The 25747-nt window shown below is 45.4% G+C and carries 28 protein-coding genes and 1 pseudogene; 17 read left to right on the top strand and 12 right to left on the bottom strand.

Features of this window, described 5'->3' with window-relative positions:
• The first annotated feature begins 52 nt into the window (after nucleotides 1-52).
• The 5 genes and pseudogenes from ACHUFW_RS00700 to ACHUFW_RS00680 all read left to right on the top strand — a co-directional run bounded on the left by ACHUFW_RS00700 (nucleotide 53) and on the right by ACHUFW_RS00680 (nucleotide 5079).
• Nucleotides 53-2479 carry an alpha/beta hydrolase family protein gene (locus ACHUFW_RS00700; protein ID WP_394200020.1) on the top strand — a complete coding sequence of 809 codons (2427 nt, stop codon included), beginning with the start codon at nucleotides 53-55 and terminating at the stop codon, nucleotides 2477-2479.
• A gap of 10 nt (nucleotides 2480-2489) precedes the next feature.
• Nucleotides 2490-3830 carry an alkaline phosphatase gene (locus tag ACHUFW_RS00695; RefSeq protein WP_394200018.1) on the top strand — a complete coding sequence of 447 codons (1341 nt, stop codon included), beginning with the start codon at nucleotides 2490-2492 and terminating at the stop codon, nucleotides 3828-3830.
• A 160-nt stretch (nucleotides 3831-3990) separates the two neighbouring features.
• Nucleotides 3991-4122: pseudogene (locus ACHUFW_RS00690) on the top strand (aquaporin); the annotation flags it as partial.
• A gap of 111 nt (nucleotides 4123-4233) precedes the next feature.
• On the top strand, nucleotides 4234-4605 hold the full coding sequence (locus ACHUFW_RS00685) for a DUF2750 domain-containing protein (protein ID WP_394200016.1): 372 nt from the start codon (nucleotides 4234-4236) through the stop codon (nucleotides 4603-4605).
• Between the two features lie 15 nt (nucleotides 4606-4620).
• Nucleotides 4621-5079, top strand: coding sequence for a hypothetical protein (locus tag ACHUFW_RS00680; protein WP_394200014.1), 459 nt, complete (start codon nucleotides 4621-4623; stop codon nucleotides 5077-5079).
• A gap of 86 nt (nucleotides 5080-5165) precedes the next feature.
• On the opposite strand, the gene erpA is transcribed toward ACHUFW_RS00680, so the two are convergent.
• Nucleotides 5166-5516 carry an iron-sulfur cluster insertion protein ErpA gene (erpA, locus tag ACHUFW_RS00675; protein WP_028774044.1) on the bottom strand — a complete coding sequence of 117 codons (351 nt, stop codon included), beginning with the start codon at nucleotides 5514-5516 and terminating at the stop codon, nucleotides 5166-5168.
• Between the two features lie 163 nt (nucleotides 5517-5679).
• Entirely contained in the window at nucleotides 5680-6537 is an 858-nt protein-coding gene (locus ACHUFW_RS00670; RefSeq protein WP_394200012.1) for a DUF6776 family protein, read from the bottom strand.
• 67 nt (nucleotides 6538-6604) lie between these two features.
• Here ACHUFW_RS00670 and ACHUFW_RS00665 point away from each other — a divergent pair, with 67 nt between their 5' ends.
• A complete protein-coding gene (locus ACHUFW_RS00665; protein WP_394200010.1) occupies nucleotides 6605-8320 on the top strand; it encodes a chloride channel protein in 1716 nt (571 codons plus the stop codon).
• Nucleotides 8321-8332: 12 nt separating this feature from the next.
• On the opposite strand, the gene ACHUFW_RS00660 is transcribed toward ACHUFW_RS00665, so the two are convergent.
• Nucleotides 8333-8524, bottom strand: a complete 192-nt coding sequence (locus ACHUFW_RS00660) for a hypothetical protein (protein ID WP_394200008.1) — start codon at nucleotides 8522-8524, stop codon at nucleotides 8333-8335.
• A gap of 405 nt (nucleotides 8525-8929) precedes the next feature.
• On the opposite strand from ACHUFW_RS00660, the gene ACHUFW_RS00655 reads away from it, so the two are divergent.
• From ACHUFW_RS00655 to hemL, 6 genes are all read left to right on the top strand, one after another.
• A complete protein-coding gene (locus tag ACHUFW_RS00655; RefSeq protein ID WP_394200006.1) occupies nucleotides 8930-9256 on the top strand; it encodes a c-type cytochrome in 327 nt (108 codons plus the stop codon).
• Between the two features lie 2 nt (nucleotides 9257-9258).
• Nucleotides 9259-10479, top strand: a complete 1221-nt coding sequence (locus tag ACHUFW_RS00650; protein WP_394200004.1) for a molybdopterin-dependent oxidoreductase — start codon at nucleotides 9259-9261, stop codon at nucleotides 10477-10479.
• Entirely contained in the window at nucleotides 10479-10862 is a 384-nt protein-coding gene (locus tag ACHUFW_RS00645; protein ID WP_394200002.1) for a cytochrome C, read from the top strand. Before ACHUFW_RS00650 ends, ACHUFW_RS00645 begins: the two co-directional genes overlap by 1 nt.
• A complete protein-coding gene (locus ACHUFW_RS00640; RefSeq protein WP_394200001.1) occupies nucleotides 10859-11263 on the top strand; it encodes a c-type cytochrome in 405 nt (134 codons plus the stop codon). The genes ACHUFW_RS00645 and ACHUFW_RS00640 overlap by 4 nt, the downstream gene beginning before the upstream one ends.
• Before the next feature lie 244 nt (nucleotides 11264-11507).
• Complete coding sequence (locus ACHUFW_RS00635; protein WP_394199999.1) at nucleotides 11508-12527, top strand: aspartate carbamoyltransferase; 1020 nt, start codon at nucleotides 11508-11510, stop codon at nucleotides 12525-12527.
• 27 nt (nucleotides 12528-12554) lie between these two features.
• Nucleotides 12555-13841: a glutamate-1-semialdehyde 2,1-aminomutase gene (gene hemL, locus ACHUFW_RS00630; RefSeq protein ID WP_394199997.1), complete on the top strand. Its 1287-nt coding sequence runs from the start codon at nucleotides 12555-12557 to the stop codon at nucleotides 13839-13841.
• A 65-nt stretch (nucleotides 13842-13906) separates the two neighbouring features.
• Here hemL and ACHUFW_RS00625 read toward each other — a convergent pair whose 3' ends face one another.
• The 3 genes from ACHUFW_RS00625 to ACHUFW_RS00615 all read right to left on the bottom strand — a co-directional run bounded on the left by ACHUFW_RS00625 (nucleotide 13907) and on the right by ACHUFW_RS00615 (nucleotide 17103).
• Nucleotides 13907-14101, bottom strand: a complete 195-nt coding sequence (locus tag ACHUFW_RS00625) for a hypothetical protein (RefSeq protein WP_394199995.1) — start codon at nucleotides 14099-14101, stop codon at nucleotides 13907-13909.
• Nucleotides 14102-14395: 294 nt separating this feature from the next.
• Nucleotides 14396-15487, bottom strand: a complete 1092-nt coding sequence (locus ACHUFW_RS00620; protein ID WP_394199994.1) for a general secretion pathway protein GspB — start codon at nucleotides 15485-15487, stop codon at nucleotides 14396-14398.
• Nucleotides 15487-17103 (bottom strand): ExeA family protein, encoded by a 1617-nt coding sequence (locus tag ACHUFW_RS00615; RefSeq protein ID WP_394199992.1) that lies wholly within the window; start codon nucleotides 17101-17103, stop codon nucleotides 15487-15489. Before ACHUFW_RS00615 ends, ACHUFW_RS00620 begins: the two co-directional genes overlap by 1 nt.
• Nucleotides 17104-17265: 162 nt before the next feature.
• Between ACHUFW_RS00615 and ACHUFW_RS00610 the strand changes: the two genes are divergently transcribed.
• Complete coding sequence (locus ACHUFW_RS00610) at nucleotides 17266-18495, top strand: multifunctional CCA addition/repair protein (protein WP_394199991.1); 1230 nt, start codon at nucleotides 17266-17268, stop codon at nucleotides 18493-18495.
• Between the two features lie 230 nt (nucleotides 18496-18725).
• Nucleotides 18726-18992: an Lpp/OprI family alanine-zipper lipoprotein gene (locus ACHUFW_RS00605; protein WP_394199989.1), complete on the top strand. Its 267-nt coding sequence runs from the start codon at nucleotides 18726-18728 to the stop codon at nucleotides 18990-18992.
• A gap of 263 nt (nucleotides 18993-19255) precedes the next feature.
• On the opposite strand, the gene ACHUFW_RS00600 is transcribed toward ACHUFW_RS00605, so the two are convergent.
• From ACHUFW_RS00600 to folB, 5 genes are all read right to left on the bottom strand, one after another.
• Nucleotides 19256-20182 carry a L,D-transpeptidase family protein gene (locus ACHUFW_RS00600; RefSeq protein WP_394199987.1) on the bottom strand — a complete coding sequence of 309 codons (927 nt, stop codon included), beginning with the start codon at nucleotides 20180-20182 and terminating at the stop codon, nucleotides 19256-19258.
• A gap of 79 nt (nucleotides 20183-20261) precedes the next feature.
• Nucleotides 20262-21092, bottom strand: coding sequence for a putative RNA methyltransferase (locus ACHUFW_RS00595; protein ID WP_394199985.1), 831 nt, complete (start codon nucleotides 21090-21092; stop codon nucleotides 20262-20264).
• Nucleotides 21093-21119: 27 nt separating this feature from the next.
• Nucleotides 21120-21920 carry an undecaprenyl-diphosphate phosphatase gene (locus ACHUFW_RS00590; RefSeq protein ID WP_394199983.1) on the bottom strand — a complete coding sequence of 267 codons (801 nt, stop codon included), beginning with the start codon at nucleotides 21918-21920 and terminating at the stop codon, nucleotides 21120-21122.
• A 51-nt stretch (nucleotides 21921-21971) separates the two neighbouring features.
• Nucleotides 21972-22466 (bottom strand): 2-amino-4-hydroxy-6-hydroxymethyldihydropteridine diphosphokinase, encoded by a 495-nt coding sequence (gene folK / locus ACHUFW_RS00585; RefSeq protein ID WP_394199981.1) that lies wholly within the window; start codon nucleotides 22464-22466, stop codon nucleotides 21972-21974.
• Between the two features lie 2 nt (nucleotides 22467-22468).
• Nucleotides 22469-22822 (bottom strand): dihydroneopterin aldolase, encoded by a 354-nt coding sequence (gene folB / locus ACHUFW_RS00580; protein WP_394199979.1) that lies wholly within the window; start codon nucleotides 22820-22822, stop codon nucleotides 22469-22471.
• 269 nt (nucleotides 22823-23091) lie between these two features.
• On the opposite strand from folB, the gene plsY reads away from it, so the two are divergent.
• Nucleotides 23092-23700: a glycerol-3-phosphate 1-O-acyltransferase PlsY gene (plsY, locus tag ACHUFW_RS00575; protein ID WP_394199977.1), complete on the top strand. Its 609-nt coding sequence runs from the start codon at nucleotides 23092-23094 to the stop codon at nucleotides 23698-23700.
• Nucleotides 23701-23742: 42 nt separating this feature from the next.
• Here plsY and tsaD read toward each other — a convergent pair whose 3' ends face one another.
• Complete coding sequence (gene tsaD / locus ACHUFW_RS00570; protein WP_394199975.1) at nucleotides 23743-24759, bottom strand: tRNA (adenosine(37)-N6)-threonylcarbamoyltransferase complex transferase subunit TsaD; 1017 nt, start codon at nucleotides 24757-24759, stop codon at nucleotides 23743-23745.
• 288 nt (nucleotides 24760-25047) lie between these two features.
• Between tsaD and rpsU the strand changes: the two genes are divergently transcribed.
• Nucleotides 25048-25263 (top strand): 30S ribosomal protein S21, encoded by a 216-nt coding sequence (gene rpsU, locus ACHUFW_RS00565; protein ID WP_006080725.1) that lies wholly within the window; start codon nucleotides 25048-25050, stop codon nucleotides 25261-25263.
• A 6-nt stretch (nucleotides 25264-25269) separates the two neighbouring features.
• Complete coding sequence (locus tag ACHUFW_RS00560) at nucleotides 25270-25713, top strand: GatB/YqeY domain-containing protein (protein WP_394199973.1); 444 nt, start codon at nucleotides 25270-25272, stop codon at nucleotides 25711-25713.
• Nucleotides 25714-25747: the final 34 nt, after the last annotated feature.

The raw sequence follows: 25747 nt of genomic DNA, 5'->3' as shown, positions 1-25747 counted from the left end.
GCCCTTAGGGGCGCCTATTTTTGTCCATCGCACTCTCTGTCAGGAGAAAGTCATGCAGCAATTATTTACCTTGTTCACTGCCCTGATCTGGTTTTGCAGTCTTCAAGTCATGAGTAGCGAATACCAGCACCCAAGTGGTGCTATTGAACAAGTCATCAATCAGCCCAAAGCAGTCACCACCCGATTATCAGCAGATAATCAATATATGGTGGTACTAACGCCGATTTCCCATGTCGACATCAGCCAATTAGCACGTCCTGAACTCAAATTGGCAGGACTTAGAATTAACCCCGAATCATTAACGCCATCGCGCAGTAAATATCAATACAAACAACTCGAAATTATTAATCTTGTCGACAAGACGCGTCAGGTTATCGAAGCGCCGCAAGGCACAAGTATCCACGCCGTAAAATTCTCACCCGATAGCCAATACTTAAGCTATATCATCAATAATCAACAAGCCGCTTATATTGAGCTATATCATGTTAAAAGCCATGCAAAATCCAAGTTATCAACAGCGAGATTGAACGCATCCTTAGGGTTTTACTACCAATGGCAATACGATAGCCAAGCCATCATCACCAACCTTGCTATCCACTCAAGTCAACCCGCTAAATCTAGATTACAGATCTCACCGAACATCAGCCAAACCCAAGGTCAAAAGGCGCCACGAAGAACTTATCAAGATTTAATCAAGAGCCAATACGACGAACAACGCTTTGCTGACATCACCACTGCGCAACTGACCAAAATTGCACTTAATGGTGAGCAAACATTAATTGGTAAACCCGCCATCAACGTGAGCTTTCAAGTTTCACCCAATAATCAATACATTTTGGTCAAGCAAATAGATAGCCCCTTTTCTCACATCGTCAAATATCGAGACTTTGCCCAAACTGTTAGCCTTTTCGATCACCTAGGACAGCAGGTTATTTCCTTTGGTCAGCTAGAAAGCGGTGAGTTTAGACCCAGTGGCAGTGATTCAGTGAGACGCGGGCCACGCATTATCCACTGGCGCAAAGACCAACCCAATACCATCGCTTTTGTGACGCCACTTGATAATGGCGACGGTAATAGCAAACACCCGTATCGTGACGAAATTCGCACTCTAACAGCACCTTTTACCGGTCAAGCTAAGCCATTGTTAAAAACCCCTTGGCGCATCAGTAGGCTGGCTTGGGGCGAGGAGAGCACCCTATTTATCACCGAAAAAAACAGTAAAAAGAAACAGATTAGAGTGAGCTTTTTTCAAGATAATGGCAGCAAGGGCGCGACCGTTTGGTATCAAAAGTCGCAACGCGATACCTACAACGACCCTGGTAAGTTAGTCTATAACAAACGATCCGTTGCGCCACTAGTGAATGTCCAATCTAGCAAGTTCATTCATGCTGGATTAGGCGCATCAAACCAAGGTTATCAGCCGTTTGTAAAGCAAACCTCCATGGATGGATTAGCCAGTGAAGTGTTATGGCAAAGCCAACCAGATAAGCTAGAAAAAATGGTCTACCTTATCAACCGCTCACCATTGAAAATGATCATTAGCCGCGAGGATGCTCACACGCCAAAACAATATTGGCTGCTAGATGATAAACAGCAAACCTTGCTGCACCAGGCGCAAGCACCACTGGCACAATTTCAAGGCGTGACCCGCCAGCTTGTTCATTACCAACGCCAAGATGGAACGCCCTTATCCGGCGTGCTTTATCTGCCCAAAGGCTATCAAAAAAGCCAAGGACGACTTCCGGTACTCATGTGGGCTTACCCAAGAGAGTACAAAGATGCCGCAGTGGCAAGTCAGGTCAACTTCTCTGAGCATCAATATCAAAAAATCAGCGCTAAAGGCCCTGTTGCCATGGTAGCCAATGGCTTTGCGGTATTTGACAAAGTGGCAATGCCGATTATTGGCGAAGGCAAGGCCCGGCCTAACGATAGCTTTAGACAGCAACTGGTGGCGAATGCCCAAGCTGCTGTTGATGTATTATTTGATATGGGCATTGCCGATAAACAGCGCATTGCTATAGGCGGGCACTCCTACGGTGCTTTTATGGTTGCCAATCTACTTGCTCATTCCGACCTCTTTAGTGCAGGAATTGCTCGCAGCGGCGCTTATAATCGCTCGCTCACACCATTTGGTTTCCAGTATGAGAAACGTAACTACTGGGAGGCGCCAGACTTATATCAGCAAATGTCTCCCTTTACCCACGCCGACAAAATTGACGAGCCATTACTGCTCATTCATGGTGAGATGGACGCCAACTCAGGCACCTACCCAATGCAGTCTGAACGTCTATTCAAAGCTATCCGCGGATTAGGAGGGACGGCGAGACTCGTCACACTCCCCTATGAAAGCCACAGCTACGCCGCTAAGCAGTCACTATCTCATATGTGGTGGGAGCAAGAAAACTGGCTACTGCAATTTGTCGCTAACGATAACACTGCATCGCAGCCTGAACAATCCACTATTCGCACGCTACATTAAAGGAAGCGCCATGAAATCTATCAGTCTAAAAGCCGCTTTGGCTTTGGCCGTCAGCAGTTTTGCTCCTTTATGGGCACATGCTGAGTCTCCGCGCAATATCATCTTTTTAATTGGCGATGGTATGGGGCCGGCATATACCAGCGCCTATCGCTATTTCAACGACGACAGCTCGACCAAAAAAGTTGAAAAAACCATCTTTGATCATCTCCTTGTGGGGGCATCTAGCACTTACCCTGATGACGATACCTATGTGACCGACTCAGCTGCCGCTGCCACCGCCTTAGCCACCGGATACAAAACCTATAACGGCGCGATTTCAGTCGACCACCAGCACAATCCCATATCAACCATGATGGAGCAAGCGACTAAAGCAGGCTACATCACCGCGATAGTCGCGACCTCTCAGGTTAACCATGCCACACCAGCCAGCTTTTTAGCCCACAATGAAAGTCGACGTAATTACAATCAAATAGCAGACAGCTATGCCGACAATTTGCACAATGGTTTAGGTACAGCCGAGCTAATACTCGGCGGTGGTACTCAGTATTTTATTCGCGATGACCGCAACTTGATTAGTGAATTTACTGACAATGGTTACCAATACATCGATAAGCTCAATCAACTTGAGTCACTGACAAAACTACCAGCCATCGGCTTATTTGCTAAAAGCGGCATGCCAGCAGCTTTGGGCGCAGACGAGCCCCGTCGCCTACAAAAAATGACCGATAAAGCCTTACAGTTACTTAGTAGGCAAACTGCTCCCTTTATGTTGATGGTCGAAGCCAGCCAAATCGATTGGTGTGGCCACAGTAACGATATTGTCTGTGCTATGCATGAAATGGATGATTTCGCGCATACATTAATGGCCGTAAAAGCGTTTGTTGATAAGCACCCAGACACTTTACTTATTGCAACCGCAGATCACTCAACTGGCGGCCTAACTCTAGGCCGAAAAGGCGATTACAAATGGGAAGGTCAACAGCTAAAAAAGGTAACGGTGCTACCGAAAGTGTTTGCAAAACAATTACTCGACAACCCCGAAATACTCAGCGATTACCGCAAATTTAGTGCGGTTTGGCACACTCAAATCAACTTAAGCATCGCCGACGATTCATTAGCTAGGCTGCAGCAAAGTCTGCTTGAGTCGAGCAAATCAAAAGATGCCCATCGACTAATGACGAACAGGATTAAGCGCAAAATAGATGCGCTCACTTACACCGGTTGGACCACCAGCGGCCACGATGGCATTGATGTGCCTGTGTTTGCCTATGGCGCAGGGAAACACCACTTTTATGGCCACGTAGATAATACTGAAATTGCCAATAAAATTATTAGCTTCATTGCCAAATAATACCAATTAACGCAAAACCGACTATGCTCATATCAGCGCTGACTCATTCACTTGGTCTCGCTGATTTGAGTAAATTGAAGGTATACGATAAACCGTTGCGTTTCCTTTTCTCGCTCCAATCACGACCAACATCACTGGATACAGAGTGTCGTCAATTAACTCGACAAGCTTGCCGGCACTATTTGTTGGTGACTGGGCGTTAGCACAATTGTGGCTTTTCTGGGTAGCTCCCATCGCAGGCGCTATATTAGCCGGATTGATATATAAATCCTTCGCGAATAAGAATAGCTAAATCAAAATTGGCTTAATACAGGGCGGCCATAGCCATTTGCGCTTTGTCCGCCTTAATACTGATGTTATTATCTGCCACCAAGCAATCACGCCAATTTAATGAGTATTCACCATGAGCAAAAGTGCCAAAGACCCAAGCCAGATGACCCCTGAAGCCCGTTATGACTTTTTGGTCGAGCAAGCCAAAACCCATGAGGTATTGTGGACGCTTCAAGATCTTGATGGCTGCGTAATGTTAACCACAGAAGAGGAAGACTGTATTCCTATGTGGCCAACTGAAGAAAGTGCAGCTGCTTGGGCGGTCGATGATTGGAAAGATTGCAGCGTATTAGCGATTCCACTCGCAGAATGGCTAGAACGTTGGGTACCAGGTATGCAAGATGATGACCTATTTGTCGCCGTGTTCCCTGTACATGACGACCTTGGTGTGGTCATTCCACCTTATGAATTAGAGCAGCGTTTAGCCCCTAAAAAGCGCCACTAATATCGAGGGGTTATTGTGAAACAGCAAAACTCATCAACTGAAGATAACCAGGCGTTGGCATCAAAATCAGCAGTAGCAGCCATTCCCAAGCGCTTGGTCGTATTGCTACTGTTTTTAACCTTAGTATCGATTAGTGGCTTAATTGCTAATCAAGGCGTGCTATTTTGCGTCTTAACCCTGTTTATTGTTGTGGCCGTCGCCGGCAAACAGAAAACCGGCCTGCTGATGTTACGCATCTACACTGCACTGCAATTAGCATTAGTGAGTATGTTGCCTGTGATGCTTTACGACCCTGACAATCTAGTTGTTGCCAAAGACTCGAGTTTTGATTTAGGCGCGTGGCAAGGAAAACTGCCGGACTGGTTAGTGTTTTCTGTGCTAATTGTATTGGCAATCATCCAAGTTTGGATAGCATTCACTCCTAAAGTTAAAGCTTATTGCACCACCAAAGTGAATATGAATATTATGAGCTAATAGCGGTCATCACGATCGCTGCAACCACAAAAAAACCAGCATTAGCTGGTTTTTTTATTTGTGGTTCGCCTTGTTGCAGTAGAACATTAAACTGAAAAGCTCGCTCCACAACCACAGGTTGTTGTCGCATTAGGGTTTTTAACAAAGAAGCGTGAACCTTCAAGGCCCGAAGTATAATCCACTTCACCGCCAACTAAATATTGAAGACTCATAGGGTCAACAACAAGTTGTACCCCTTGCTTTTCTACCGTGAAATCGCCTTCATTGACTTTTTCATCGAAAGTAAAACCGTACTGAAAACCAGAGCAGCCTCCACCAGTGACATACACTCGCAACTTAAGCGCGTCATTTTGCTCTTCATCAAGCAAGGTTTTAACCTTTGAAGCCGCTTCATCGGTAAACTTGATTGGCATTGTATCTTCAGCTTGTTCTGTCATTACTACCTCTAAACATCGGTTTGCTGAGCGGAATTATCCGATACCTGACCAATTTGTTCAAGTAATATGCGCAGCTATCGAATAAACTGTGAACTCCATGAGCCAATAAACCTCAGTGAAGTTCGCTTAAATAACCTTATTACGGTTAAAACCCCGCCAAGCACTATGGCTTTGGCGGCGCCACCTCTTCAGGCTGAGATTCACTGTCTGGCGCTTGCGTCACCGGTATCGTTTTATCACCAAGCCCATCATTTTCAAGCTCATCACCGCCAACTTCAAGCTGATCAACTTGCACCGAATCTAAATCAACCGGCACGATATCAGCGCGCTCAAAGGTTTGTTCAGTTTGCGCCCGTTTGGTCCAACGTGTTGCAGGCACATTCACGTTTGCCACTACCCGATTGAGTTCAAAATCAGCAGGGAAAACCACTTCAGTTTCTAACACCTGAAAATAGCGAAACTGAAATGCGAAGCTTGCATCAGACAATGTCGACAAATCAATATTAACCACTTCTCCCTGTTGCAAGCCGATAAAAGTGAGTTTTGCCTGTCCTTTCATCGATTGCTTGCGCTTTTGTAGCTGAGTGAGTACTAACTTGATTCGATATTTATTGTCCAATTGACTCGGAATTAACTCTAATCCATGGATGGCAACCCCTTCAGCAATATTCTCCGGCGCCATAATACTGCGATAGAACGCCAATTCTCGTTCAAGCTCCTGTTGCTTACTGTGTTGCTGAGCAAACATTTGCTGCATATTTTTATTGGCTTCTTGCTCTAAAGTCAGCGATAAATTTGTTGCAGCCAACACTTCTGCTTGCTGTTTGAGCTGCGCACTAAGCTGCTGTTCACGTCGATTATCGACCTTAACCTCAGCCGCTTGGTGATCTAACCAGGTTTGCCACACTAATGCCCCTAAAGAAAAAGCCACAATAACCAGTAACAATAGATAAACACTGGAAGGACGAATTTTTCGCTCTTTGGCTTGCATACGACTCGCCCAACGATGATAATTTGGCATTAAGTTAAAGCCCCTTATACTCTTTTTAGTCAAACGTCTCACACTTACAATATGGAATTTGTCGACAGTGACTGCGCAGCACCTTGTTAAAAAAGCTTATATTCACAGCGCAAAATATGTCCGGAATCAACTCCGGGACAAACTGTCACAAGCCAAAATTAGCGGTCAGTTATGCTTGATCGCACTGCTATTTGCTTTAGTGGCCACCGGCGTGATTTTGCTGTTTAAACTGCTATTGCAATGGATGACCCATTATACCCAAACTCAAAGTCTGAATATTACTGGCTTCATTGAAGACTGGCGAGTATTACTGCCGCTATTTGGTGCATTTTTAATCTGGCTTGTGGCACAAATGGGATCTTCACGCTATAAACGCATGGGAATTGCTTATGTGATGCACAGAGTGAAAATCCATTATGGCAAAATTCCACTGCCCTCAGCACCAGCCCAGTTTTTTCAAGCATTGTTCGCGCTAGCGGGTAATTTCTCTGTGGGTAAAGAAGGCCCAGCAATTCATCTTGGGGCAGTGAGTGCCAGCTATCTTGCAGAAAAATTCAAGCTGCCCGACAACAGTGTTCGAATTATGTGTGCCAGTGGTATTGCTGCGGGCATAGCTGCCATCTTTAATTCGCCATTAGCCGCAGTCATTTTTGTCTTTGAAGTCATCCTTAGAGAATACAAGGTCCACTATTTCTTCCCCATTATGATTTCGGCGATATGCGGTGCCCTTTCCAGCCAGTTGGTTTTTGGTAATGTGCATGAATACGCCCATATCGGCGTACTACACATTCCATTATCACAATATCCAATCTTGGCGCTATGCGGCATCGCGATCGGTGTCATCGCAGCTATATTTAATCGCTCACTATTGGCAGTGACCGAAACAGGGCAACAATGGCCATTAATCTATCGTTTGGGATTAGCAGGCATCATTACCTGCATCATCGGCATGCTGTTACCTCAAGCCCTCGGCAGCGGAGAGCTGGCTATCGAGACCATCATTAGTGGTCATCCATCAATCTGGCTGCTATTTGGATTGTTGGTCGGCAAAATTGTGGCCACTATCGCGGCGTTAGGATTAGGCGTCCCGGGCGGAATCATAGGCCCACTTTATGGTATTGGTGCCATACTCGGCACCCTACTAGCACTTATTGCTGCAAGTGTGTTTCCAGATATAGCCCCTTATATCGGCCTTTACACCATCATAGGTATGAGCGCCATGATGGGCGTTTGCCTCAATGCGCCACTCGCTGCCCTTGTCGGTATGCTGGAGCTGACCAACAATGCTTCGATAATCTTGCCCTCTATGGTTGTGGTCATCCCCGCTTTTTTGATTAGCCATCAAGTCTTAAAGACAAAATCAATATTCTATCGGCAGATGGAGATAATGGGATTAGATTACAAAGTGTCACCGGTCAAACTAGGTCTGCAAAAACTTGGGGTTAGAGCGCTGATGGACAGACGATTTGTCATCGTTGGCCACGATGACGCATTATTATTAGAAGTGCTCAAGCGTGCAGAAGGTCGCTCAGTTCTGAGCCGTGATAAACAAGGCAATATGCAGATGCTGCAGCTGGAGCTGCAAGTCACCGATGACGTGAGTACCTTAACCCGTCATCCTATCCAAGGGGTTCCCGACACCGCCACACTCATGGAAGTCTATGATATTTTATCCCGTGAGCGTCGAGGCGAAGTGTTTATATACCAAGGTGACATCCAACATATTGTCGGCGTAATAAGTTGGGCGAATATTCAGCAGCAGATCCGCTCAGGCCAAATCTAACCAGCATGAGCGTTATTTTGACTGTTGACGCTCCAACTCTTCAGCTTCCCTGATCTTTTCATCAACCCGCTCAGGCACAGTACCATTGGCACGGGACATCACATCTTCATCTGAACTGGCTGTCACATGATAACTGGCATTGGCACCACACCCTGTCATCAAAATAAGTATCAAAACGGCGCCCAAAAGGCTAATCAGTTGCATAGGCGATATCCTTATTATTCATCCATGATTGTTAATTAAGCTATTTAACGGCATCAATGGCCGAGTTGCAACAATATCAACGGATTAACTATTGGCTCGATCTGGTATTTTTAGCTTAGTAACGGCCATTGTTTAACCTGTAATTAGCCTTTTTGCGTGACATCACCTTTACATCACCCAAGTTAGAATAAAAACATAACCAATTGATTAGTATTAACTAAAACTCATTTTTTAGATCTTTTCACAACTTTTTACATGCCTTTACTCACAGTTATTCGTAAATTGCCACCTAGCGCAAGGCTACAACAAAAACCTTGACCTACATCAATAACAGATAGATTAAAAAATCTACCACTAGCTAACACCCGGTCGATGCTTTACTGGGATGCAATAAAGGAAAACGCTATGTCCGCTTGGAGTGCCAGCGTCATACCACCAAGAAAATCTTGGTTGCTATTACTATTGTTACCTTTAGGGGTCTGCCAGGCTAACGCAGAGCCGGATCCTAAGTTACTCAACATGTGTAAAGCCTGCCATGGCGAGCAAGGCCAGAGTCAATTTGCCACCATTCCTAACCTTCAAGGTCAAAGCGAGCAGTACCTTGTGCAGCAATTGAAGCAGTTCAAGTCAGCTCAGCGACAAGATCCCACCATGACCAAAGTGGCTAAGTTACTCAACGAACAACAGATCAGCGCCATTGCTCACTATTTTGCAAATACTAAGGATAATTAAAAATGAGTTTAGACAGACGTAGTTTTCTTAAAGGCGCTGCCGCCACTTCAGTTGCTGCAATGCTACCTGTAAACTGGGTATTTGCACGCCCTGCCGGTGTGGAGCCTTTAGATATCTCAGCAGTAAAGTGGTCTAAAGTAGAGCATCTACCAGAGCATTTCAAAGTACTCAATAGCAGCCCACTCAATGCTTTTCCACCGGAGCATTTGTTAGATCCTGTCACGACACCATCTGATATCGCCTTTATCCGTTGGAACGGTCAGATGCCAGATTTTGAAAATATCGATCCCGATACTTGGGAGTTTACTGTCGATGGCGAGTCTATCGAAACGCCAAAAACCTATACGATTGCCGAACTTAAAAAGAAGTTTAAAACCCACACCCAACAGCTAGTACTAGAATGTGGCGGCAACAGTCGCGAAAACTTCTATCCCAATGCCAAAGGTAACCAGTGGAGTAACTCAGCGGTATTTTGTGCCGAGTGGACAGGGGTGCTTGTCAAAGACGTACTTGCTGACTGCGGCGTCAAAAGTGATGCGGTTTACACAGCCCATTATGGCGCTGATAAACACATTAGTGGCAAAGGTGCTGCCATCTCTCGCGGGGTGCCTATTGAAGCTGCAATGACTGAAAATGCCATGATAGCTTGGGGAATGAATGGTGAAGACATTCCGTATATGCACGGCTACCCATTACGTATCGTATTTGGCGGACGCCCAGGCTCAGTATCACAAAAATGTGCCACGGGTATCGGCGTAAGAGATCGGGTTCACGACGGTAAAAAAATGGCAGCGCCAGCCTATCAAGTACCTAAAAATCCGGTCGCTCCAGGTGAGAAAGTCGATAACAAAGACTTCAAAATCATTGAAGAGATGATTGTAAAATCACTGATAACAGCACCTGCAACAGGCAAAGAGTTAGCCCTAGGTGAAGAAATTGAAGTACGCGGTCATGCTTGGGCTGGTACCCGTGATGTCGCTAAGGTGGAAGTCAGTTATGACTATGGCACAACTTGGCAAACAGCCTCACTGACAAAACCAGTAAACCCTATGGCATGGCAGCAATGGAAGTTGAAACTCAAACTGCCACAGGTGGGCTACTATGAGATTTGGGCTCGTGCTACCGACAGTAAAGGCGATAGTCAACCTATGGTTCAGCCTCAATGGAACCCTAAAGGTTACTTATTCAATGGTTGTCATCGCATCGCGGTAAGGGTGGCCTAATGAAAGCGCTACACTTACTGTTAGCAGCAAGCTTAGGCTGCATGCTCAGTAGCCAAGTATCCGCTGAGCAATATCCAATAGATCCAGAATCTGGGCTGATCATGGCACCAGGCTGGGAAGTGGTAAATCAACAGTGTAATGCCTGCCACACTAGCCACATCATTCCACAAAACCCTGGCAGTAAAGCAGTGTGGAAAGACACCATCAATTGGATGATAGAGACACAAGGTCTATGGGATCTTTCAGAGACTTGGGATCCGGTACTCAACTATTTGTCGACTTACTACAATGAGTCAGGCATCGATATGCGTATCTTCCGTCGCAAACCTTTGTCTGAGTCACAAATGCCACCAATGCCATCAAGCAATGAGGAGGCATTATGAGACCACTAATACCAAACGCAAAACTGCGGTGCGCATTAGTGCGCATCGTGTCGGTTGGCTTATGTTTAACTGCCAGCCAAGCTATGGCGACGCCGGAGCAGTTTAATCAAGACCTTAAAAAGTTGGCGATAACCATCAATCAAGACACGATGCAATACCAAGCTGATGTTAACAAAGGCAAGCAGTTGGCTGATACCCGCTGTGTGGCTTGTCATGGTGACGCCATGCTCAAAATGATGCCGACATACCCAAAACTCGATGGTCAAAAAGCCGCTTATTTGTTTAAACAATTGCTTGATTTCAAACACGGACAACGTCAAAACCCATTAATGCAAGGACAGGCTACCATGCTGTCAGAGCAAGAAATGAAAGATGTTGCTTATTACTATTCCACCCTTTAACCATAACCTTGGTTTTACCACCCTTTCCTAGACTAGCAGTTGCCGCTGTTAGTCTAGGCTTTTTACCTGTTAGCTGCTGCATGTAACAGAATGCTATCTGCATCGCTATTTAATCATGGGAGGATTTCCCTAATATAGTGTTTCAGGTATAATGCCGCCTCAGCCACCCTACATAACATTCGGGCTCACAAAACTGCATGAGTTAGTTGATTGTGTGCCCCATAGCAATTGGAAATAAAGGCTGATGACTCAGTTTCAAGGTTCTCACATCCTGTCGGTAAACCAGCTCAATTTAGACGCTGTTCAACAAATTTTTAGTGTTGCTACCCGTATGACGCCATATGCGCTACGCCAAAAGCGGACGACTGTGCTCGATGGCGCCATTTTAGGTAGCCTATTCTTCGAACCAAGCACGCGTACCCGCATTAGCTTTGGTTGTGCATTTAACTTACTTGGCGGCAAAGTCAACGAAACGGTTGGAATGGGTTCATCTTCACTATCTAAAGGCGAGTCACTCTATGATACCGCCCGAGTGCTATCAAGCTATTCTGATGTGATTGCCATGCGCCATCCAGATGCATACTCAGTAAAAGAGTTTGCAGAAGGTAGTCGTGTGCCAGTGATCAACGGCGGTGACGGCTCAAATGAGCACCCCACACAAGCCCTGTTGGATCTGTTTACTATTCAAAAAGAGTTAGCTGCAGGTGGCCGTGACATTAGTGGCATGCATATCGCGATGGTGGGTGACTTGAAATTTGGTCGAACTGTGCACTCGCTATCTCGTCTGCTGTGTATGTATAAAAACGTCAGCTTCACATTAGTATCACCCAAAGAGCTAGCAATGCCTGACTATGTGATCAGCGACATTGAAAATGCTGGGCATAAGATCACAATAACAGACCAACTTGAAGGAAATTTAGATCAGGCTGATATACTCTATCTAACTCGAATTCAAGAAGAACGCTTCCCATCACAAGAGGAAGCCAATAAGTATCGTGGTAAATTCAGATTAAATCACAATATTTATACTCAACATTGTAAATCGAACACTGTGATCATGCACCCACTGCCACGGGACTCTCGTGAGCAAGCGAATGAGTTGGACAATGACTTAAATAGTCATCCTAACCTAGCCATTTTTAGGCAAGCTGATAATGGGTTATTGATCCGTATGGCACTATTTGCACTGACATTAGGTGTTGACTCACAACTTGAGCAATACGAATGTCCAGTGAACTGGTATTCACGCAAAGCCGATTTTTAATTTGGCGACTGACTTAAAGGATTTAGCATGACCCGTTCTGAAACGCTATTTGAACAGGCAAAAAAAACCATTCCTGGTGGCGTTAACTCGCCAGTACGCGCATTTAACGGTGTAGGTGGCTCCCCACGCTTTATCGAAAAAGCAGATGGTGCCTATATTTATGATGCCGATGGCAAAGCTTACATCGATTATGTTGGCTCTTGGGGCCCAATGATCCTTGGCCACAACCACCCAAAAATTCGTGAAGCAGTATTAGCTGCGGTAGAGAATGGATTGTCATTCGGTGCACCGACTGAACTTGAAGTTACCATGGCTGAAAAAGTCATTGAAATGGTGCCTTCAATGGAACAGGTTCGCATGGTTAGCTCTGGTACTGAAGCGACCATGAGTGCTATTCGTTTAGCACGTGGTTTTACCAACCGTGACAAAATCCTTAAGTTTGAGGGTTGCTACCATGGCCACGCAGATTGCTTGCTAGTAAAAGCAGGCTCTGGCGCACTAACACTAGGCCAGCCAAGCTCTCCAGGTATCCCTGAAGATTTTGCCAAGCACACACTAACAGCCGTATATAACGAGCTTGAGTCTGTTAAAGCGCTATTTGAGCAATATCCGCAAGATATCTCTTGTATCATCCTTGAGCCTGTTGCTGGCAACATGAACTGTATCCCGCCAATCCCAGGTTTCCTAGAAGGCCTGCGTGCGTTGTGTGATGAATACGGTGCACTACTTATCATTGATGAAGTGATGACAGGTTTCCGCGTATCTAAGAGCGGCGCACAGGGTCACTACGGTATCAAGCCCGATCTGACGACCTTAGGAAAAGTCATTGGTGGCGGTATGCCAGTTGGCGCATTCGGTGGCCGTAAAGACGTGATGCAGTTTATTGCACCTACCGGCCCGGTATATCAAGCTGGTACCCTTTCAGGTAACCCTATCGCGATGACTGCTGGTCTTGCGCAAATGGAAGCACTATCTGAGCCAGGCCTTTATGAAGAATTGGCAGCAAAAACCAAGCGCATCGCTGAAGGCTTTAAAGCGGCAGCAGATAAGCATGGCATTCCAATGTCAATTAACTATGTTGGCGGCATGTTTGGCTTCTTCTTTACCGATGAAGCCCAAGTCACACGCTTTGACCAAGTCACCCAGTGTAACGAAGAGCAGTTCCGTGCTTTCTACCATGGCATGTTAGACGAAGGCGTTTATCTTGCGCCGAGTGCTTATGAGGCAGGCTTCCTGTCTATGGCTCATGGTGAAGAAGAGCTTGCAGCAACACTAGCTGCTGCAGATCGTGTATTGGCGTCAATAGCTAAATAAGTCCATACCACAATACAAAAAAGGACGCATATTGCGTCCTTTTTTATTGCAGTGAGAAGCCAAATCTAAAACTGATCGCGCTTACCACCCATATTCATCCGTAAAATGATCAATGCAACCACAACTTGCATTAATATTGAGGTATGCTCGAATACCACACTTGGGTTATCCATTACGCCCATGTTCAGCAAGCTCTTTGCACTGACAATTAGCCAGATCAATGCGCCCATTAACAGGCCACTTCTGAAAATAAAACTCATCGCACATTCCCAAATCATAGCGCCCAAAATAGGCACCAAATAACTATCAAGGCGCAGGTTACTGGTTATTTATTGCGCGGTCAATATTTTGACTAAGTCAAAATATTGTTCATCAAGACGATAAAACCACTTAGCGATACCGTATACAAAATCCATCTCATTAAACGGCTAATTTAGTTTCTTTTTTTAGATGTTTTTTTAATACTAATTTCGAAAAAAATAAATTATTAAATAAAGAAAAAAACGGATGCTTTTGCATCCGTTTTCGATTCACTTCAACATGAATCGCTATGTTTAAATGGCCGGTACTTTAAACTCTGTACCGGACACTTCAAGCACCACATCGCGCGGGCGAATTTCAACGATAGTCATTTTGCCACCAATCTTATCGCCCTGCTGTAACTCAGCGCCATCCACATTCAACCAACGATTGTTAGGATCGCTGCTGTAAACGTGGGCCAAAATATTAAACTCAGGGACCTGCAACTGAATGCCTGCTGGTAGCTCACCATATCGAGGCAGTTCATCACTCGGTGTAGCAGGAATTGGATCCAACTCAGGTTGTGTTACAGGGGTTGCAACCGAGTTTTCTCGCTCTAGTTCCAATAATGCCGCTTCAAAAGCGGCCACCAAATTGTTGTCCGGCGCTGCAGGCTGCGGATCACTCGCAGCGCTATTGGCACGATTATCCAGTTGCTGGGCAGATTGACTACTTGCCACAGCATCGTCAAAGCCAACATCATTGGCGGCAGCTTCCACTTGGTATTTCAGTGAATTTAACAGATCCTGTCCACGTTGATTGCTATTAGCCCCTAAGATAATCGGCTCTGGCTCATTGACAGCATTGGTAACGCGGCTTGGTTGGACTTCAGCCGGACTCGTTTGTGTTGCTATTTGTGTTTGAGCTTGCACGCCATAGTCAAGGGTTGCCATAGGCTGCCCACCGATTGTTATCGGCTCAGGCGATGCAGTAGGCGTAAATGGTTTCGCCACCGGTAATGCCACTTTGCCAGCTAAGCGCACTGAGGCCGGTGATTGTGAGTCAGCCAAAGTCATATCGTTAGTCATTTCGCTAACCGTTTCACTGTTGGTTTCACGATTAAGCTGCGCCTTACTAACGAGTTTATCATTCGCTAGCGCACTATCGGCTTGGGTGTTCATCATTGGCGGCTTAGATGCGCTGCTTTGCTTTAATTCAAAAAACTGATTAAACAACCAAGCACCACCAATACTTAGCAATATTGCTGACAGCAACAAGCCAAGTTTTGCCCATGGCCAGACTCGTTTTTCTTCAGTATGAGTCTGAGCCCTTGGCGCCATAACTGGATCGAGTTGGCCACTTTGCTGCTGTTTAGCGCGGGTCACCGCATCGAGTAAAATCGACATTAGTAACGACCTCGATTTTCAACAAGACGAGGGCCTTTATCACTTAAATACAGATTAAGCTGAACTAAGGTTTGACTGCCTGCAATCGCGTCCGCCCTTAGCCCATGTAAACGCTGAAACTCGCGCAGCGACTGTTCCAGTTCCTGATCAAAATAGCTCACCAACCTCGGTGGCTTGCGGGCAATGGTCGCTAAACTATTTTCTAGCCATTGCAGCTGGGCTTGGCTAGCATTGCGGCCAATTTCCGTCACCGTAGAGTTAGGCGACTGCCACAGTAATTCAAAAGTACCGCTAAAGTGACGGTTGAACCAATCACGATCAACCCACAATTGCTGTTCATTTAATTGAATAAGCAACTGCTCGCCTTGGCGCGAAACTAAGGTACCGTAGAAGGCTTCACCGCTATCATCTTGAAGGTAAACCACCGCAGGGAAGTTTAACTTAACAATGGTGTGCCAATTGCCTTGTTGCTGAAAACAGTCGAGTCCCTGTTGATTCGCAGCCTGACAAGCCGATAGGCCCACATAGGGCGTTTTGCCCCACAAACCTAAAATACTGGCATAAGCACTATCAATATCACGACTGGCATCAATGGCGTTTTTTAACACCCGTTGGCTGGCTGACAAGCTTGCTTGTTTTGGCGCTTTAGCAGCCACATTCTCAACAACCTTGGTCGCTTGCTCGGTGACTTTTGACGGCTCAGATGGGCTTTGGCTTTGACCTTGGCTAAACCAGTAAAGTGCACCACTAAAGGTGGTCACTACCGCCAATCCGGCCAACACGGGCCAAACATAGTTAGTCTGCTTGATCTCTTCACCCAACACTTCACTCGATGCCGCTGCAACCATCTTGCCGTCAATCGGTACCTTAGATTGAGCATATCCAGCCATCAAGGCACGTTCACACAACAAGTTAATTAATCTGGGTATACCACCACTATATTTGTGCAACGCTTTAATGGCCCGGCGGTTAAACAAAGGCTCATGACGACCAGCAACTTGCAGTCGATGTTGAACATAAAGGGCAATTTCTTGCTCTGTTAATGGCAATAAATGGTAACGCGCTGTGATCCGCTGCGCCAACTGACGCAACTCCTGACGCTTTAACAGCTGCTGTAATTCAGGCTGACCAATTAAGATAACTTGAAGTAGCTTTTTGGTATCGGTTTCTAGGTTTGTTAGTAAGCGTAACTGCTCAAGCACCTCAGCACGTAAATGCTGGGCTTCATCAATGATTAAAACCGTATTACGGCCTTTTTGATGGTTAGCTAATAAAAATGAACTCAATAGGTCAGTAAGCTGCTTAAGTGTGGGAGATTCACCCGATTCAATGCCCAATTCATCACATAATGTCGCCAGTAACTCCAGCTCGGTTAATGACGGATTTAAGATAAATGCGGTATCGGTATTTTCCGGCAGTTGATTTAACAGTGTGCGTGATACGGTGGTTTTCCCTGTACCCACCTCACCCGTCAGTAATACAAAACCACCAGTCTCACCTAAACCATAAGTCAGGTGTGCTAACGCTTCACGGTGACGGTCGCTAAGAAAAAGATAGTGTGGGTTGGGTGCGATAGAAAAAGGGTTATCGCTTAGTCCATAAAACGCCTTGTACATGCAGCCTAGAGTCCAAATCAATAAATGAGGCTCCAAATTAATCTGTAGGCCAAACATTGTCAAAAATTCACCGCAATTAATTCTCCGCAGTCACAATTCTCATCATCAATCTAACGGCGATCGTGATAAGATGAAGTGAAGCAGCTTAAGAGGTCATTTAAGGTGAAAATTTACCTAGTCGGTGGTGCAGTGCGCGATGCATTACTCTCACTCCCCATAAAAGACCGCGACTATATGGTCGTGGGCGCAACACCAGAGCAAATGCTAGCCCAAGGCTATCAACAAGTGGGTAAAGACTTCCCTGTGTTTCTGCATCCCAAAACCCAACAAGAATATGCATTAGCGCGTACTGAACGTAAAACAGCGAAAGGATACAGTGGCTTTAGCTGTTACGCCGCGCCTGATGTGACCTTAGAACAAGACTTAATTCGTCGTGACCTTACTATTAATGCCATTGCCCAAGACGATGAAGGTAACTTGTATGACCCTTACGGTGGTCAACAGGATATCGCTAATAAAACCCTGCGCCACGTGTCAGAAGCGTTTGTTGAAGATCCACTAAGGGTACTGCGAGTTGCCCGCTTTGCTGCGCGATTTGCGCATCTTGGGTTTACCATTGCAGATGAAACCATGGCGCTAATGCGCACCATGGCAAACAATGGCGAACTAGATGCATTAACACCAGAACGGGTCTTTCAAGAGCTTGATAAAGCATTAGCAACCCAGTCGCCACAGGTATTTTTACAAGTGCTGCGTGATTGCGGCGCATTAGCAATATTATTTAACGAGATAGATCAGCTCTTTGGCGTGCCGCAGCCAGCAAAGTGGCACCCAGAAATAGACACAGGCGTCCACACTTTGCTGGTATTAGCACAAGCAAGCCAACTGAGTGATGATAAAGCGGTGCGATTTGCCGCCCTAGTCCATGATCTCGGAAAAGCTGCCACCCCCGAAGCAATGTGGCCAAAACACCATGGCCATGGACAAAAGGGATTACCGTTAATCAAACAGCTATGCAGTCGAGTTAAAGTGCCAAACGAGTATCGAGATCTTGCCTTGCTGGTTAGCGATCAACATCAAAACATCCACAATGCTTTCGAGTTGCGCGCAGAAACTTTGCTAAAAATACTCGACAAAGCGGATGTTTGGCGCAAACCCCAACGCCTCACACAATTGCTGTTATGTTGTGAAGCCGACATCAAAGGCAGAACCGGTTTTGAAGATCAAAGCTATCCACAGGCAGAGTATGTTTTAAACGCATACAGGGCCGCCAATGAAGTTCCAGTGAAGGCAATTATTGAGGCGGGTTATCAAGGGGCAGAAATCAAAGTTCAATTGCAAAATGCTCGAATCATGAGCGTCGAAAAAGTTAAAGGTAAGTTAGCCACTTAGATGCCGATTCAGACGAATAAACTGTGTAAATATGACTTTTATGTGAAGAAAACGTCAACTTAGTTTAAAAATGCCGCTTTCGACTTGCAATTGACCATTTATTAGTTAATGTATTAATACCTTAGGGTGAAAATAAATAGCAAAATACGCTATCTATGACATAATTAACAAGTTGCAGTTGTACCACACATCTGCTCCATTCAATCCAACTGATTTAAAGGGATTTCCCAATGAACAAAAAAGTACTGATGATTGCTGGTGTAGCAATGACTGCCCTACTTGGTGGCTGTGCAAACACTACTGCTCTTGAAGAAAGCGTTGCTAACCTAGGTAACAAGGTTGATCAATTATCAGCTGAAGTTAGCTCTCTTAAGTCTGAGCAAGGTGCTCTAGCTTCTGACGTTAAAGATGCTAAGTCTGCAGCGATGGACGCTCAAGCAGAAGCTAAGCGCGCTAACGATCGTATCGACAACATCGCTTCTTCTTACAAGAAGTAATGTGTCATATCGGCAACACATTTGTGTTGCCGATATCCCCCTCCCCAGCACTCCAGTTGCATACGCTTAAGCAACAACAATACCGCCCCACAACTTAAGTTAATTTCACCAAGCTATTTTGCGCGCCGAAATGCTTTGCTGCCTTACGCACTCACGAGGCAATCGCTTCAACTAAACATACCCAAGTATTAGCAGAAAACAGCCACAAAAAAGCGCCCTTATCGAGCGCCTTATTCAGTGTAGCTTTGATAATCGGTATCAACTTAACGCTCTGCGGCGGTTAACTCAGTCACGCTGATATCTCTTGGTAAACCACTTTGCGACAATATGGCGTCATTGGCCTTAAAGCTATCAACTTGCGGGTTACTGATAAACTTAACGATGTCACCGCTTAACGCAGACACTTCGTCACTACGTTGATTCTCATGTTTAGACAACGGCGAATGTACTTCTATCAATTGTCTTCCATCAGGCTCAGATGAGACCTTAACGGTCTGATTAATAATCTGCACGCTATCGCCATACTTCATTTGATGGAATAACCACTCAATATCATCTGGGTTTAATCGGATACAACCCGCGCTTACGCGCATGCCGATACCAAAGTCTTTATTAGTGCCATGAATCAAATAGCTGCCGTCACCATAGGACAACTGCATCGCATACTTGCCTAAGGGGTTATCAGGCCCAGCTGGCACAACTCTAGGGAGTACTTCGCCTAGTTGCTCTAAGTGCTCTTTGCGAATACTGGCTGGCGGTGTCCAACTTGGGTTGGGAATACGCGCCTTAATTTTAGTCACCATTTCAGGAGTTTCTCGGCCAACACGACCAATTCCTACAGGGAAAACGTGTACTTCAGCCTTATTTTTCGGGAAATAGTACAGGCGCAGCTCGGCTAAATTAATCACAATACCTTTGCGAGGTACATCTGGCAGTAACATCTGCGTGGGAATAAGCAGCTCGCTGCCGACGGTTGGTAAAAATGGATCGACACCAGGATTGGATGCCATTAACTCCAATATACCAATATTATATTGCTTAGAAATCGTCTGAAAAAAGTCACCTTGCTGAACGACGTGAACTTGCGTCTCACCAATTAAGCGACTGCCTTTTTCTGGCATAGGATAAACATTGGCAAAGCTATACACAGGCATCAAGCTCAAGATGAGCAACAACAATTTACGCATCATCAATTTTACGACTTCCACATTAGGTTTTAGTTAAGTGCTCAAAGATTAACTTGAGCTAACTGTTTTTTCCAGTAATACCTTAGGAGGTAACCTTTTTAACGAGACTGACATGATAACCCAGCTCCAGCTCATCAAATTGCTTGGCCTGGATCTGTTTCAACACTTTATCACTGGCTCGCCAAGCAAACGGACTCATCTGCAATAAAGTAACCGCCTGTTCACCACTCACCTGGGCTTGATAATTCACCTCTTCGGTAGACAGCAGCTCAAACCCTTTAGGTACAATAACATCCACTTGCTTAGGCTCAAGCTTGTCATAAAGGTAGCTTTTCACCTGCCATAAGTGCCTAGCGGCAGGTTGTACTAACAACATCAAACCACCCGATTTAAGCACCCGCATAGGCTCTTTGCCTTTTAGTGGCTTATCAATCAAGCTGACAATATCAACACTGTTGTCACTCATTGGTAACTGCTTAAGCTGGCTAACAATTAGCTGCAAGCTACTGTCTATTTTGGCACCCGCGTATAGCGCGTTTTCAGCTTCGCCAAAACCAACGGCATTCACTTGTTTATCCAGTTGATGTAGCTGCTGCTTAACCGCTCTTAAATAGAAGCCATCACCACAATCAATATCCAACAAACTAACCTTGTCTGCGGGCAAGTATTCGGCGCTCTTCGCTAGCATGTTAGATACGGCATCAATCATAGGTTGATGAATACCTGACTCTAACAAAAATCGCTTCGCTCGCATCACTTGACGCGAATCCAACTGTGGCTTTTTAGCTTGGCTAAATACCCAATAACCTTGCTCTTGTTTGTCAAAGTGATGCTTATTAGCGCAATAAAATCCCGCAGATGCTTCATGGACCATTAATGGTTGATGGCACTTAGGACACAAAAAACAGCTCATAGCATTCCTCGATTAGGCTGCATCAGATCAGAAAAATATAAATGCACATAGCAGGCCACCTAAGGCCAAACGATAAAGCACAAAGGGCGTCATTCCCATGCGGCTGATAATCTTCAAAAATAGGTGGATACAAGCATAAGCAGCAACAAATGAAACACCAACACCAATCGCTAATTCGCTAAAATTGAAGACATGACCACCTTCAGACAAGTCTTTACTCATTAAAATAGCCGCACCTAAAATCACCGGTATCGACATCAGAAAAGAAAAGCGAGCAGCCGCTTCTCGATTTAGGCCAAGCATTAATGCCGCTGTGATGGTGATACCTGAACGAGAGGTTCCAGGTATCAGCGCTAACGCTTGCGCAAAGCCGATAAGTAACGCTTTTTTCCAGCCAGTTTGATATTCAGATAACTCGCAGCGCGACATTTTATCTGCCCACCAAAGTAGCAGACCAAACAATACCGTAGTCACCGCAATTACCCCTGGCCCACGTAGATAGGTTTCAACTACATCTTTTAACATGAAGCCAAACACAACCGCTGGAATTGTCGCTAAAATAATCCACCAGGCAAGCTTGCTATCATCACTGTGCTGCCCTTTAAAAAGACTGGCTAACCACGCCTTAATCATTGAAATGATTTCATTGCGAAAATAGATCATCACCGCAAGTAGCGAGCCTATATGAACTGCAACATCAAATGCTAAACCTTGATCTTCCCAACCTAATACCTGCGAGGGCAAAATCAAATGCGCTGAACTTGAAATCGGTAAAAATTCAGTTAGCCCCTGAATAAGAGCTAAAATGATGACCTGAAAAATTTCCATGGTTTTCCTTTGTCATTGCGATTTAATTTATCGCGAAAAAAACGTCACAAACTATTGCACCGGCAGCTCGAACGCTACCGGCCATAAATGCTGACTCGATTTATCGAAATCGGTCCACATTTGCTGGTAACTCTTTTGAGTAACAGGGTGCACTTCTGTCGGAGCAAGCTCGGCTAATGGCCATAATACGAATGCGTTATATACGATTTCACCGCGTGGCAACACAATCGGTGTCTCGGTAACTTGGTCATCGTACAACAGTAAATCTAAATCAATTGTCCTTGGGCTAAACTTCTTTGCACCGCGCTGACGACCATGCAGCTGCTCAATCTCTTTAAAAAGACTGACAACTTGAGCAATCGACAGATCGGTTTCGGCACCAACAACCATATTAAGAAAGTTACTACCTTCAAACCCAACCGCTTCACTTTCATAAACCGATGAACATTTAATGGCGCCCAAATGATAGGTGAGCTCACTTAAAGCTGCCTTAACATATTTCTCTGGCTCGATATTGCTACCGATACTGATATAGATGGTTGCCATGATTAAATATGACCTCGCTCAATCTCCACACCCACGGCTTGTGCAGCAGGAACAGCGCCTGGCTTCATCACGCGCACTTTTACCCATGGCACATCAAACTCATTCATTACGCACTCTGCGCAGCGCTCTGCTACGGTCTCGATTAATTCAATAGGCTGCTCAGTAATCAACGCCGTCAGTTTGTTTGACACCGTCTCATAACAGAGCGCATGTTGATAGTCATCCGTTTGTGCTGCTGGGCGATTATCCCATGCCATTTCCAGATCAATCAGCAAGGTTTGATGGATCTGCTTTTCCCATTCATAAATGCCTATTACAGTCTCTACTTTTAACTGTGAAATAAGTACCTTGTCCATGATCTCTCCAAAAGCGTATGCCCATCTCGAAGCTGAATTTTACGCTAACAATATCCAAAACTGCCTTCTATGCAATAAACCGCGATTAATACTTTCTTAGCGCGGCAAACACAAGTAGGATAAGCGACTGTAAATGATGCTCCTAAGCCCACACACAGATTTAAGCGGCTGATTATTTTAATCCTGCCAACATTAAGTCGCATTAGGCTATTAAGAAGCGTAAAACTATTGAGGCGCGATAATACCTTAACCAAAGTAAGGAAACCAACTTGAGCGAAGCAGTATTAACAGTTTCTATGATAATAGCAGCCTATTTAGCCGGCTCTATTTCTAGTGCTGTGCTTGTCTGCCGCTTAAGAGGTCTACCTGATCCACGAACCGATGGTTCTGGTAACCCCGGCGCCACCAACGTCTTGCGCATCGGCGGCGCCTCTGCTGCCGCGATGGTACTTATTTTCGATATGCTCAAAGGGGCGCTACCAGCCTACCTTGCATTTAGGCTAGGTGTCGATGCAGTATCGTTAGGACTCATTGCCATAGCAGCCTGTTTAGGCCATATATTTCCGATTTTCTTTCACTTTAAAGGTGGCAAAGGGGTCGCAACTGCCTTCGGTGCCATGGCGCCAATTGGGGAAGATCTGGCACTGAGTTTAATCGGCACATGGATTTTAATGGTCTTTATCTGTCGCTATTCATCACTCGCAGCCATTGTCACTGCACTTTTAGCGCCGCTTTACACTTGGTATTTCGATGATCGCTTTACCATTCCCGTGGCCATGCTGTCAGTGCTGATAGTCATTCGCCACAGAGAAAACATTCATCGGCTACTCAACGGTGAAGAGTCACGTATCTCCAGAAAAAAACGCCAACCTAAATAGGCTGACGTTTTTTATCAATCCGGTCACTCACTTTGTAAGCGATTAATCAACTGGATCCAAAGTATCTAACGGCCAGCGCGGCTGGCCTTTCACTGCTAAATCCTCAATTTGTCCAGCTTTTAAACGTTGCATCCCCGCATAGGCGATCATCGCACCATTATCAGTACAAAACTCGCCTCTTGGGTAATACACCTGACCATTAAGTTCTTGCATCATGTCTGCCAATGAACTGCGTAAGCGCTGATTAGCACTAACACCACCGGCAATCACTAAACGCTTATAACCGGTTTGCTTCAATGCACGTTTACATTTGATTGCTAAGGTATCCACGACCGCTTCTTCAAAGGCGCGGGCGATATTAGCACGGGTCTGCTCATCATCTGGCTCTTTAGCTATCGTGTTCGCTGCAAAAGTTTTTAGACCAGAAAAACTAAAATCCAAACCTGGACGATCGGTCATCGGCCTCGGGAAACGGTAACAGTTTGGCTCGCCTTGGGCGGCTAATTTCGCTAGGCGTGGGCCGCCTGGGTAATCTAAACCCATCAACTTAGCCGTTTTATCAAACGCTTCGCCCGCAGCATCATCAACCGACTCGCCCAATACTTCGTAACGGCCAATGCCCTCCACTGCGACTAACATTGAATGGCCACCGGAAACGAGTAAGGCTAAGAAGGGAAACTCTGGCACGTCATCTTCAAGCATGGGCGCAAGCAAGTGACCTTCCATATGATGCACGCCCACAGCAGGTTTGCCCCATGAAAACGCTAAAGCACGTCCCACACAAGCCCCGACGAGTAATGCACCAACCAATCCCGGCCCCTTAGTGTAAGCAATGCCATCAATATCATCTTGACCACAATTGGCATCGGCCAGCGCTTGTCGAATCAGCGGAATAATTTTACGAACATGATCGCGACTGGCTAATTCCGGCACAACGCCGCCATAGTCGGCATGCAGTTTTACCTGACTGTATAAGGTATGAGATAACAAGCCTAACTTATCATCGTAAACCGCTATACCTGTTTCATCACAAGATGTTTCTATACCAATTACTCGCATGCTTCTCTTCAATCACCGGACGTTAATGGCCGCCAATTTTACCCATGTATGAGCAAATATACCAATCAAGTTGCCATGCAATATTCGATAAACTAAACCACACTTAATATTGTCATCAATTGCGGCTATAATCGCCGCGATCGAAACCGCGGAGAAAAGATCTGAAAATGGATCGCAATATGGGCTTTACAAACTTGTGTGAGTCGGTATAGAATTCCGCACCATTTTTAAATTAACTTGGGTTATTTATTTAACTCAATACAACCTACACCTAAGGGGTGATGGCGTATGCCAATTATTAAAGTACGTGAAAATGAACCATTTGACGTAGCTTTACGTCGTTTCAAGCGCTCTTGTGAAAAAGCTGGTATCTTAGCTGACGTTCGTGCTCGTGAATTCTACGAGAAGCCAACTACTGCACGTAAGCGTGCTAAAGCCGCTGCAGTTAAGCGTCTAGCTAAAAAGCTTTCTCGCGAAAACGCGCGTCGCGTACGTTTATACTAATCTGTTATGAGCCTAGTTGATCAGCTAAAAGAGCAGATGAAAGTTGCCATGCGCGCCAAAGATAAGGTGCGCTTGGGAACCATTCGTATGGCCCTCGCTGCCGTTAAACAGATTGAAGTGGATAACCGCGAAACTCTGTCTGACGATCAAGCGATAGCGGTCTTAACCAAAATGGTCAAACAACGCCGTGACTCGATTGCTCAATATGAAGCAGCCGGTCGTAGCGAACTAGCAGAAGGTGAGGCAGCAGAGATTCAAGTACTTGAAGATTTTCTACCTCAAGCTCTTACACAAGAAGAGATCACTTCTCTAGTTGATGCCACTATTGCTGAAATAGGTGCATCGTCCATGGCGGATATGGGCAAAGTAATGGGCGCATTGAAACCTAAAGTACAGGGCCGAGCTGATATGGGCGCCATTGGCGGCATGATCAGAGCGAAACTGAAATAACTTTTTGTTTTATGCGTAAACAAGCCGTGCCTGT

Origin of the sequence: Shewanella waksmanii (assembly GCF_043643685.1) — a bacterium.
GTDB classification, from domain to species: Bacteria; Pseudomonadota; Gammaproteobacteria; order Enterobacterales; family Shewanellaceae; genus Shewanella; species Shewanella waksmanii_A.
This window is presented reverse-complemented; position numbering and strand designations above follow the sequence as displayed.

Excerpts from the sequence above, each read along its gene's own strand:
- ACHUFW_RS00700 (WP_394200020.1), top strand. The coding sequence starts at position 53 with ATGCAGCAATTATTTACCTTGTTCACTGCCCTGATCTGGTTTTGCAGT.
- ACHUFW_RS00695 (WP_394200018.1), top strand. The coding sequence starts at position 2,490 with ATGAAATCTATCAGTCTAAAAGCCGCTTTGGCTTTGGCCGTCAGCAGT.
- ACHUFW_RS00685 (WP_394200016.1), top strand. The coding sequence starts at position 4,234 with ATGAGCAAAAGTGCCAAAGACCCAAGCCAGATGACCCCTGAAGCCCGT.
- erpA (WP_028774044.1), bottom strand. The coding sequence starts at position 5,516 with ATGACAGAACAAGCTGAAGATACAATGCCAATCAAGTTTACCGATGAA.
- ACHUFW_RS00670 (WP_394200012.1), bottom strand. The coding sequence starts at position 6,537 with ATGCCAAATTATCATCGTTGGGCGAGTCGTATGCAAGCCAAAGAGCGA.
- ACHUFW_RS00660 (WP_394200008.1), bottom strand. The coding sequence starts at position 8,524 with ATGCAACTGATTAGCCTTTTGGGCGCCGTTTTGATACTTATTTTGATG.
- ACHUFW_RS00655 (WP_394200006.1), top strand. The coding sequence starts at position 8,930 with ATGTCCGCTTGGAGTGCCAGCGTCATACCACCAAGAAAATCTTGGTTG.
- ACHUFW_RS00650 (WP_394200004.1), top strand. The coding sequence starts at position 9,259 with ATGAGTTTAGACAGACGTAGTTTTCTTAAAGGCGCTGCCGCCACTTCA.
- ACHUFW_RS00645 (WP_394200002.1), top strand. The coding sequence starts at position 10,479 with ATGAAAGCGCTACACTTACTGTTAGCAGCAAGCTTAGGCTGCATGCTC.
- ACHUFW_RS00640 (WP_394200001.1), top strand. The coding sequence starts at position 10,859 with ATGAGACCACTAATACCAAACGCAAAACTGCGGTGCGCATTAGTGCGC.
- ACHUFW_RS00635 (WP_394199999.1), top strand. The coding sequence starts at position 11,508 with ATGACTCAGTTTCAAGGTTCTCACATCCTGTCGGTAAACCAGCTCAAT.
- hemL (WP_394199997.1), top strand. The coding sequence starts at position 12,555 with ATGACCCGTTCTGAAACGCTATTTGAACAGGCAAAAAAAACCATTCCT.
- ACHUFW_RS00625 (WP_394199995.1), bottom strand. The coding sequence starts at position 14,101 with ATGAGTTTTATTTTCAGAAGTGGCCTGTTAATGGGCGCATTGATCTGG.
- ACHUFW_RS00620 (WP_394199994.1), bottom strand. The coding sequence starts at position 15,487 with ATGTCGATTTTACTCGATGCGGTGACCCGCGCTAAACAGCAGCAAAGT.
- ACHUFW_RS00615 (WP_394199992.1), bottom strand. The coding sequence starts at position 17,103 with ATGTACAAGGCGTTTTATGGACTAAGCGATAACCCTTTTTCTATCGCA.
- ACHUFW_RS00605 (WP_394199989.1), top strand. The coding sequence starts at position 18,726 with ATGAACAAAAAAGTACTGATGATTGCTGGTGTAGCAATGACTGCCCTA.
- ACHUFW_RS00600 (WP_394199987.1), bottom strand. The coding sequence starts at position 20,182 with ATGATGCGTAAATTGTTGTTGCTCATCTTGAGCTTGATGCCTGTGTAT.
- ACHUFW_RS00595 (WP_394199985.1), bottom strand. The coding sequence starts at position 21,092 with ATGAGCTGTTTTTTGTGTCCTAAGTGCCATCAACCATTAATGGTCCAT.
- ACHUFW_RS00590 (WP_394199983.1), bottom strand. The coding sequence starts at position 21,920 with ATGGAAATTTTTCAGGTCATCATTTTAGCTCTTATTCAGGGGCTAACT.
- folK (WP_394199981.1), bottom strand. The coding sequence starts at position 22,466 with ATGGCAACCATCTATATCAGTATCGGTAGCAATATCGAGCCAGAGAAA.
- folB (WP_394199979.1), bottom strand. The coding sequence starts at position 22,822 with ATGGACAAGGTACTTATTTCACAGTTAAAAGTAGAGACTGTAATAGGC.
- tsaD (WP_394199975.1), bottom strand. The coding sequence starts at position 24,759 with ATGCGAGTAATTGGTATAGAAACATCTTGTGATGAAACAGGTATAGCG.
- rpsU (WP_006080725.1), top strand. The coding sequence starts at position 25,048 with ATGCCAATTATTAAAGTACGTGAAAATGAACCATTTGACGTAGCTTTA.
- ACHUFW_RS00560 (WP_394199973.1), top strand. The coding sequence starts at position 25,270 with ATGAGCCTAGTTGATCAGCTAAAAGAGCAGATGAAAGTTGCCATGCGC.